Genomic DNA, 511 nt, shown 5'->3' with positions numbered 1-511 from the left:
TCCGTGATGAGGGTGCTGTGATGATAAGACTTAAAAGACGAACCAAAGGGCTTGCCATTATTGAGTTCACTTTGGTCTCATCATTAATTTTTCTGCTGCTCTTCCTCATTTTAGCGTTAGGTGCCTATATATTTTCGCTGCAAATGGTCAGTGAAGCAACTAGGAAGGCTGCTAGGTTAGCGACGGTATGCTACGTCCTTGATAGAGATAATATTGCCGGAATGGTGGTGGATGATATTCCTCTTGTTGGGTTTACTAATGCGAACTTAGAAGTGGCTTACTTAGACGCGAGCGGGGTAGAGGTTGCTTCTGATTTTGAAGCGAACTTTGGTGATATTAAATTTGTGCGTGCTAGGGCTACGGGTTATGGCATTCAGCTAATCAGTAACCTAAGCTTTCTAGGAAATAATGGATTTCTAGCCGCCCCTGCGTTTGAAACAATACTACCAGCAGAAAGTTTGGGAGTGGTGAGGCCTCAAACTGAAACCAGCCCTAACATATGGAATAGATG

At 43.6% G+C, this 511-nt stretch carries 1 protein-coding gene; it reads left to right on the top strand.

Translation table 11 applies throughout. The annotated features are described in order from the left end of the window. Positions 1 to 20 precede the first annotated feature (20 nt). Positions 21 to 511: TadE/TadG family type IV pilus assembly protein (locus AB4486_RS25150; RefSeq protein ID WP_372119428.1), on the top strand; the 491-nt coding region annotated here is incomplete at its 3' end.

The organism is Vibrio sp. 10N.222.55.C6 (assembly GCF_041473395.1).
GTDB lineage: Bacteria > Pseudomonadota > Gammaproteobacteria > Enterobacterales > Vibrionaceae > Vibrio > Vibrio crassostreae_C.
Note: the sequence above shows the minus strand (reverse complement) of the source record. Positions and strands in the feature narration are given on the sequence as shown.